We start from the raw sequence: 7,086 nt of genomic DNA, 5'->3' as shown, positions 1-7,086 counted from the left end.
GCGCGTCTATGCCGACGGAGAGGTGGGATGGCGTGCGAACCAGGCCTTGATCGTGGGCGTCTTGTGGGTGCCGTAGTTGTCCATCACCAGGTGCACGTCCAGGTCGGCGGGCACATTGGCCTCGATGGTGCGCAGGAACTGCAAGAACTCGCCGCTGCGGTGGCGCCGGTGCGTGCGGCCGATCACCTCGCCCGTGGCGATGTCCAGGGCGCCAAACAGCGTGGTCGTGCCATGGCGCGCGTAGTCATGCGTGCGCCGCTCGGGGAGGCCCGGGGCCAGCGGCAGGATGGGTTGCGTGCGATCGAGCGCCTGGATCTGGCTCTTCTCGTCCACGCACAGCACCATCGCCTTCACGGGCGGGTCCAGGTACAGGCCGACGATGTCGCGCACCTTCTCGACGAACAGGGGATCGCTGGAGCGCTTGAAGGTCTCTTGCCGATGCGGCTGCAAGCCGAAGGCGCGCCAGATGCGGCTGACGGCCGTTTGCGTCATGCCCGTCTCGCGGGCCATCGTTCGCGTGCTCCAGTGCGTGGCACCGGCGGGCACCGACTCCAGCGTCTTGGCCACCACCGCGTCCACGCGCGCGTCGTCGATCGTGCGCGGCGCACCCGGGCGCGGTGCGTCGAGCAGACCGTCCAGGCGCTGCTCGACAAAGCGGGCACGCCACTTCGAGACCGTTTGCTGAGTCACCCGCTGGCGCGCGGCCACGGCCTTATTGTCACTGCCTTCGGCACAGCCCAGCACGATGCGTGCTCGCAGCGCCAGGGCCTGCGCCGTCTTGCGGCGCATCGTCAACGCCACAAGCTGCTCGCGCTCGGATTCGCTCAACACCAGTTGCGCCTTGGGCCGTCCTCGCATCGCCGCCGCCTCGCCGTGTAGCCGAACACTACACGACCGACTCCAATGCGAATCATTAGTTCAATGAATTTGTAACTCACGACACTAGCCCCACGCCACGGGCGTCTGACAAGGGAACTGCTGGCCCGGGCGCTGCCCCCCGACTGCGACGTGGATCTCTACTTCATCGGCCCCAAGCCCTTGATGAAGGCAGTCCTGACTCACGGGCCGGCGCTGGGCGTGCCCAGCGGCGGAAGCGCTACGAGTTCTTCGGACCGCTGGAGGCTCTCGAGGGCGGCTTGAGCCGGTGCACCATGCGCGAAGAGGCTGCCGGACAGCAGCATCAACAGCCGGTCATGGTCCAGCGGGATTCGTGACTCGCCCGGGCTGGCGGCCCCCCTGATCCGTGAGCCGCTGACATTCGTGTCCAGCAGCACGGCCATCGTGTAGGGCGCTCGGGTTGCACCGGCCACGGCGGCCACGATCGGCCGGCTCGCCCGCGCCCCGCGGCGCAGCACGATCGCCGTCTCGCCAGTCTCGAGCGTGACCAGACTGCCGGGCGGATAGATGCCGACGGCCTTCGTCAACGCGGCGCCGACTTCATCGGCTGCACCGTCCACGCCGAGGTACGCGTCGCGGACGGCCATGGTTGCGGGAAGCCCGGGGCGGCTTTGTCGAGGGCTGATTTTCGCCGCCAGCACGTCCACCCGCCGAAGCACCTGGGCAAGGCGTTGCTCGGCAGACAGGCCGCCCTCGATCTGCAGGACGTTGAAATCTACGTGGTGCTGCGCCACCGCGCCGAGCCAGAGTGCATCAGTGACGCCGTGCGCGCCGAGCAGCTCGACGCTACGGTCGGGGTGGGCGTCGATGGCCACCCGCTGCGCCAAGGTGGGCGTGCGCTCGCGAAAGACCAGCTCGTCCTGCAAGGCGGTGATGCTGACGTTCATGGTCAGCGCCGCCAGAACGAGCGACTGGGTCTCGTGGTCGGGCCAGCTCAACCGGGCGGCGCATTCTCGGGCAATCACCGCGCACACCAGCGCGTGGTGGCTGCTATAGCGCTCCATCCTACGGGCGGCAGCGTATAGCAGCAGGTACAGCACGGCGTCGAGCGCGCGCTGCTGAAGGATGCCCAGGCGCTGCGCCAGCGCGCGCACGCGGTCCGCCCAGAGCGGGTCGTTCGGGGCGGCGATCAGGAGTTGCCCCGCGATCGCATGCAACTCGTGCAGAGCGGTGGCGAATGGCTTGTCGACTGTGCCGGCCGCTGCAGCGTTTGCAGCCGGCGGCGGAAGATCAGCTCCGAGCACGAGGCGCGTTTCCCACCGACAGTTCATCGCGATCGGGGAATTTCGCCATCCGTACGCCTCGCTTACTACTTGTTTGCGCGGGAGTATCAGCGCGGGGTCGGCTTTCGTAAAGCCATGCTTCAGCCAGAAGCGGCGCCTGTCCGAGTTTTCGTGTGTGCCGGTTGTTCTGGTGCAAGGCCGCGACGAGCCGCGGTCCCAAGCCCTGACAGTGCTCCGGGCGAGTACGCTGCCGTTCACCGCGTGCTGGATGGTCTGGGTCCTGTTCCGCGTGATCGGCGTCCGATCGACCAGAGGCTCGGCCGCCTCGGCGCCACCGAGTTTGGCCAGCTCACCGTCACGCCCGCGCTCACTGGCTCGCTAGTGTCCTGAGTTAGAAATACGCAGACAAAACCTTTCGATGCTTGCAAGGATGTCGTCGGCGGACTTGACCCAAGCGAAAGGCTTCGGGTTGGCGTTGTTGATATCGAGGTACTGCTTGATAGCGGTCTCGAGCTGGCGAGTCGAGCGATGCGTGCCGCGCCCAATGTACTTCTCGGTCAAGGTGGCGAACCAGCGCTCGACCTGATTCAGCCAGGATGCCGAGGTCGGCGTGAAGTGAACATGGAAGCGCGGATTCCGCGCGAACCAAGCCTTGATCGCTGGCGTCTTGTGGGTGCCGTAGTTGTCCATCACGAGGTGGATGTCTAGTTGCGCCGGCACGTTGGCTTCGATGGTGCGCAAGAACTGCAGGAACTCACTGCTGCGGTGACGCCGATGCAACTCGCCGATGACTTCACCAGTGGCGATGTCGAGCGCCGCGAACAGCGTGGTCGTGCCGTGGCGCATGTGGTCGTGGGTGCGTCGCTCGGGGAGGCCGGGGGCCAGCGGGAGGATGGGCTGCGTCCGATCCCGCGCCTGGATCTGGCTCTTCTCGTCCACGCACAGCACCATGGCCTTGAGCGGCGGAGCCAGGTACAGCCCGACGATGTCGCGCACCTTCTCGACGAACAGCGGGTCGGTGGAGAGCTTGAACGTCTCCTGCCGGTGCGGCTGCAGCCCGAAAGTGCGCCAGATGCGCGACACCGCCGTCTGCGACAAACCCGCTTCGCGCGCCATGCTGCGCGTGCTCCAGTGGGTCGCGCCAACAGGAACCGACTCCAGCGTCTTGGCAATGAGCGCGTCCACACGCGAGTCGTCGATGCTACGCGGCGCTCCGGGACGCGGCGCATCGAAAAGGCCGTCGAGTCGGCGTTCGACAAAGCGCGCTCGCCACTTGGAAACCGTCTGCTTCGTGACTCGCTGGCGCGCAGCGACATCTTGGTTGTCCGAACCATCGGCGCACCCCAAGACGATGCGTGCTCGCAGCGCCAAGGCCTGCGCCGTCTTGCGACGCAGCGTCAGCGCCACGAGCTGCTCTCGCTCGGGCTGACTCAACACCAGTTCCGCCTTCGGTCTTCCTGCCATCGCCGCCTCGTCGTGTACCAACACTACACGACTGACTTCAATGACTATCTATAGTTCAATGAATTTCTAACTCGGAACACTAGACAGCCCCGAAGGCGGCATAGTTCAGCGGTCAGCACTGGTCGATTTGCTAGCGCACCGTGACGGCGGTGGCTGGGAACCCTGCGCCGGTCACGAGGGGTCTGGCCGTCTACTCAACAGGGTCTCATGCCCGCAGACGGGGCGCATCCCGACGTTGTCCTCGAACGGTCCGATATAGACGCCGCCCAGTCGCGGCCATTCGTCCAGGAAGGCCGCGAGGACATCGTCGCGCTCGTCCAGCTAAACGAGCCGACGCGAACGGCCGGGTCGAGCAGCTACGAGGCGGCCTCCGACGTGTGGTGTGGCAGTTTGTCGCAGGGCAGTCGGTCATCACCATCGCAGCCTCGCTGGTCGGCGTGTCGGCGCGGCGCATCTCAGTCGGGCGTTGCGCAAGAGGGGGCTCGCGCAATGGAACCAGCGTCGGCGTGACAGGATGCATGGTCCGTTGCAGCGTCTGCGCCAGGCGCCACAGATTGATCGGCGCGAGCACAAAGTGCAGGGCCAGGACCGGCCACAGCTGGGCGCTCACGCCGTAGGCAATGAATGCGGAATTGGCCGCAAGCGCTGCGTAACGCAGTCGGACGATGCCGTTGCACGTGAAGGCGAGCAAGGTGAGCGCAGCCGCCGCCCAGCCAAGCACATCAGTCAGTGGTGGAATCATGTTCAATCGCGATACTCCTGCGGTCTGGGGGTTCACCCCTCCAGTACGAGTTGTGGCGCCCTAACCGGACACGTAAGATGCAAGAAGATTGGTGCGGCGCAGCGCCGCGTGAGCAATCTGCGGCTGTACCTGGGCGCTCGCGCCGGCCTGGCGCGTTGAGCTTCGGCGGGCGCACGGTCGGGGATTGGCCAGCGCGCTGGCCTTGATGCAATTGCCGCCGGCTCGTCAGCAATCGCGCTCGCCGGCTTCAAGGCCGACGTCAAGATGGGGACAAGCCTGCTCGTCGTCGGCTGCCCGTTGCGTCGGCGATTCGCCGCGTCTCGTTCTACACGCGATGGTTGCCACGAGGCGGCTCGGCCGTCGCGACGGCATGCGCCGGCGTCTAGGCGGCGGTGAGCAGGCCGATGAGCGCTGACGCTCCTGCGGCCGCAGTCGCCGTCCCCTCTACACCGCGAACAGTGTGATCGCGGTGAACGGCAGACCAAGCAGAGGCTGCCCAGCGCAAAACCGAACAGGCTTGGCAGCCAGACACTGAGCAACACGCCGGTGGAGACCTGCTGCATCAGCGCTCCCGGCCCCGATCAGAACGTCGGCACGGGCTCTTCAACCGGCATGTCCCTGCCGTGAAAGACCGTGCTGGCATCCGGCACGCTGGTCCCGGGCGGCACGTCCAAGGGCACAGGTGCCGATGGCAGGGTGGCCATGTGGTTCTCGTTGGAAGCGGCCGGGGTTCTGCTCAATACGGCGATCGTGATGCTCGCGATTACGGCGGCCGCGGTCGCCGCGGACAGGATGCCGTAAAAAGCCTTGACGCGAGGCAAGGTGGGATGTGTTTTGAGGGCGTGACCGAGCGTGGGAATATGCGACATGGCCGTTCTCCTGGTGGTCGACGAAGGCCAATCGAAGGCCTTCACCAGGCTGTACGTAATCAATGGCAAAACCGGACACGCCACGGGTCGGTGCCTGGCAGGCCCGGCCGCTGGAGCCGATGTACCCGGTGGTCTTCTTCGACGCTGCGGGTGAGGATTCGCGAGGACGCAGTTGTGCGCAACAAGGCCATCTACCTGGCAATGGGGGACCTGCCCGACGGCACCGCACGACATCCCTGATCGCCGTCACCGACGGCTTGAAGGGCATCGGCGAGGCGCTCGGTGCGGTGTTCCCGGCCACCACGCAGCGCACCGAGCTGTGCAGCGCGAATCTCGTCAGCATAGGGATGGACGTGTCGAACCCCACCGTCAAGCATCAATCGTTCCGCATCGATCACGGTGGCCGTTTCACCTGATGCGGGCGTCGCGCTCCACCAACCCTGCACCAAGGTGCACGCCCAAGGAAGACAACCATGCGCAAGATCATGAAGAATCTGCTGATCGCTTCGACGGCAATCGCCGTCGCCGGCCCAGCATTCGCCGACAAGAAATGCGGCATTCCGGCTGCCACGGTCGAGACGGTGCAGAGCAAGCTCGCCGTGGTCGTCGCGTCAGGCAACGGCGGCATCTTCACGCCAAACCGGATGTGGTCGGCAGTGGTCGATCGCGAAGGCGTGCTGTGCTCGGTGATCAAGATCGGAGATGCCTGGCCGGGCAGTCGCGCTATCTCGATCGCCAAGGCGGGCACCGCGAACGACTTCAGCAACGACGGTCTACCGTTGTCGACCGCGAACCTGTATTCAGCGACGCAGCCGGGCGGATCGCTGTACGGGCTGAACAATTCGAATCCGTTCAACCCTGATTTCCTGCCGCAGAAGAAGGGCGAAGGGGACGTAGCCGGCGGCATCATCACATTCGGCGGTGGCGTACCGCTCTATATCGGCGGCAAGGTCATCGGTGGGCTCGGCGTCAGTGGCGACAGCGCCTGTGCCGACCATGTGATCGCCTACCGGATGCGTGCGCTGTCGGCGCTGACCGGCGGCATTCCTGGGGGTGTCGGCTACGCCGGAACCGATGACATCCTGTATCTGGCAGCGGCAGAATCGCCGAACGGATTCAAGCACCCGCATTGCTTCCCATCGGATCTTCCGCCCGGCAGCTACTGAGATCGGAGCGCCGCGCGACGGTGCGCCCGCGAGCGAATACACACCGGCGAGCAGAAAGACTTCACGATGCCGCGAAACGCCGCGCTCGCGCAGGCGGTGTTTTCGGACGAGCAGGGTTTTAATCCACCGTCGTGCGCCGCAGCGCCGACGAGCGCAAGCGGCTCGAGCAGGTGTGTCGCTCCTGTCGCTCCATCACGCGCCCGGCGCTGGCCAACGAACGGGTGCAGTGCAATGCCGCCGGACAGTTCGCGCTCAAGCTCAAAAAGGCCCCGGAGCGACCACACCATCCACATCGTGATGTCGCCGCTGGAGTTCATGCAGCGCCTGACTGCGCTGGGGCTCCGGTGCTCCGGCTCAAACTGCACTATGGACGACCGCTTCAAGGCGCTGAAATGCGTCGATCGAGTTTCCGGATTGGGTCGACAGCGCCTGTCGCAGGCTGCGACGAGCAGACGTTCGGCGATGAGCCACCACTGATCTCGGAAGCGAGGGACCGCTTCAATGCGTAGACCGGTCGGTCGCTCGTTGGCCTCTTCGGGGACCGCTTTCGGCGGCTGCTGAATTTCGCTGATCGGTGTCGAACGTCGCAGATCAGTCTGAGGACTAAACCGCTCGCGCGGTAGGCGCTCCGGCTACGCCGGTGGTGGTGCGTTGAGCGTCCGGCTCTGCCATGTTGTTGATCGAGGCAATCCGCCTCGTTCATCGACTGGAGCCGAACCATGGAG

Annotated in this window: 5 protein-coding genes and 2 pseudogenes; 2 read left to right on the top strand and 5 right to left on the bottom strand. The window is 65.6% G+C overall.

Annotated features, from left to right (window positions below):
* Window positions 1-27 precede the first annotated feature (27 nt).
* From H0W38_RS12965 to H0W38_RS12950, 4 genes and pseudogenes are all read right to left on the bottom strand, one after another.
* Window positions 28-789 (bottom strand): annotated as a pseudogene (locus H0W38_RS12965) (IS630 family transposase); the annotation flags it as partial.
* 269 nt (window positions 790-1,058) lie between these two features.
* Window positions 1,059-2,378, bottom strand: coding sequence for a hypothetical protein (locus H0W38_RS12960; RefSeq protein ID WP_292454650.1), 1,320 nt, complete (start codon window positions 2,376-2,378; stop codon window positions 1,059-1,061).
* Window positions 2,379-2,498: 120 nt separating this feature from the next.
* Window positions 2,499-3,584, bottom strand: coding sequence for an IS630 family transposase (locus H0W38_RS12955; protein WP_292454647.1), 1,086 nt, complete (start codon window positions 3,582-3,584; stop codon window positions 2,499-2,501).
* Between the two features lie 1,323 nt (window positions 3,585-4,907).
* Window positions 4,908-5,195: a hypothetical protein gene (locus tag H0W38_RS12950; protein WP_292454645.1), complete on the bottom strand. Its 288-nt coding sequence runs from the start codon at window positions 5,193-5,195 to the stop codon at window positions 4,908-4,910.
* Between the two features lie 86 nt (window positions 5,196-5,281).
* Here H0W38_RS12950 and H0W38_RS12945 point away from each other — a divergent pair.
* Window positions 5,282-5,533: pseudogene (locus H0W38_RS12945) on the top strand (transposase); the annotation flags it as partial.
* 135 nt (window positions 5,534-5,668) lie between these two features.
* Window positions 5,669-6,361: a heme-binding protein gene (locus H0W38_RS12940; protein WP_292454643.1), complete on the top strand. Its 693-nt coding sequence runs from the start codon at window positions 5,669-5,671 to the stop codon at window positions 6,359-6,361.
* Here the strand turns inward: H0W38_RS12940 and H0W38_RS12935 are convergent.
* Window positions 6,355-6,678 (bottom strand): hypothetical protein, encoded by a 324-nt coding sequence (locus tag H0W38_RS12935; RefSeq protein WP_292454640.1) that lies wholly within the window; start codon window positions 6,676-6,678, stop codon window positions 6,355-6,357. The genes H0W38_RS12940 and H0W38_RS12935 overlap by 7 nt on opposite strands.
* Window positions 6,679-7,086 lie beyond the last annotated feature (408 nt).

Origin of the sequence: Methylibium sp. (assembly GCF_013817365.1) — a bacterium.
In the GTDB taxonomy this organism is placed as follows: Bacteria; Pseudomonadota; Gammaproteobacteria; order Burkholderiales; family Burkholderiaceae_C; genus Methylibium.
The sequence above is the reverse complement of the archived record's forward strand: the minus strand, read 5'-3'. Positions and strand labels throughout refer to the sequence as shown.

What these genes read in the sequence shown, in the direction of transcription:
- H0W38_RS12955 (WP_292454647.1), bottom strand. Translation starts at nt 3,584, where the DNA reads ATGGCAGGAAGACCGAAGGCGGAACTGGTGTTGAGTCAGCCCGAGCGA.
- H0W38_RS12940 (WP_292454643.1), top strand. Translation starts at nt 5,669, where the DNA reads ATGCGCAAGATCATGAAGAATCTGCTGATCGCTTCGACGGCAATCGCC.
- H0W38_RS12950 (WP_292454645.1), bottom strand. Translation starts at nt 5,195, where the DNA reads ATGTCGCATATTCCCACGCTCGGTCACGCCCTCAAAACACATCCCACC.
- H0W38_RS12935 (WP_292454640.1), bottom strand. Translation starts at nt 6,678, where the DNA reads ATGAACTCCAGCGGCGACATCACGATGTGGATGGTGTGGTCGCTCCGG.